Annotated in this window: 1 protein-coding gene; it reads left to right on the top strand. The window is 57.3% G+C overall.

Annotation, left to right across the window (positions count from 1 at the left end; all coding sequences use genetic code 11):
* Positions 1-208: 208 nt before the first annotated feature.
* A partial coding sequence (locus BIU98_RS17070; RefSeq protein WP_175481408.1) for a transposase occupies positions 209-917 on the top strand: 709 nt, incomplete at its 3' end.

Raw genomic sequence — 917 nt, 5'->3', positions numbered from 1 at the left:
GTCTCTGGCCGCACGGAACCAGATTGACTCATTGCCAACCCTATCTATATTTCGGTTATTATCGTCTATCACTGCACAGAACGGATTCTGTGTTCGTAAAGCAAGGAGAGAGTTATAACTGAATCTGGTGTTTGAAGATTTGAAAGAAAGCGGCGTATCTGGTTGATTTGTTGTCGCCAAACAGTCAACCAACCAAGAGTACACCGCCATGGGAAAGAGTAACGTTGTCGGGATATCAGGTCGAGAGGAATCGGTTGATCCTTTGACCGAGTTGCTGCGTCGAGGCGCACGGGAGTTGATTCATCAGGCAGTCGAAGCTGAGTTGTCTGAGTTCATGGACACCGTTGGAGGGCGTAAGCTGGAGGATGGTCGAGCGGCCGTGGTTCGCAATGGGTATCAACCTGAGCGAGCCATTCAAACGGGGGTTGGCCCGATCACCGTCAAAGTACCGAAGGTGCGAGCAAAAGATGGTCACCCGGTGACCTTCCGGTCGGCCTTGGTTCCGCCGTATGTCCGCAAGACCCGCTCGCTGGAAGCGGCGTTGCCCTGGCTGTACCTCAAAGGGGTGTCGACTGGTGAGATGGAGAGTGCGCTGGAGATTCTGGTGGGCCCGGAGGCCAAGGGCTTGTCGGCCAGCACCGTCGCCCGACTGAAACGTCAGTGGGCCCAGGAGTATGACGCCTGGCGCCAATGTCGATTAGACCGGGACCGTTGGGTGTACCTGTGGGCGGACGGCATCTACAGCGGTTTGCGGGCCGAGGATGCCAAGCTGTGCGCCCTGGTCGTGATCGGTGTGAATGACCGCGGCGAGAAGCGCTTCTTGGCGATTGAGGACGGTGTCCGCGAGTCCACACAGAGCTGGCGTGAAGTGTTGCTGGATCTCAAGGCGCGAGGCTTGAATGCGCCCAGCCTGGCCA

Source organism: Curtobacterium sp. MMLR14_010, from assembly GCF_001865015.1.
In the GTDB taxonomy this organism is placed as follows: domain Bacteria; phylum Actinomycetota; class Actinomycetes; order Actinomycetales; family Microbacteriaceae; genus Curtobacterium.
This window is presented reverse-complemented; position numbering and strand designations above follow the sequence as displayed.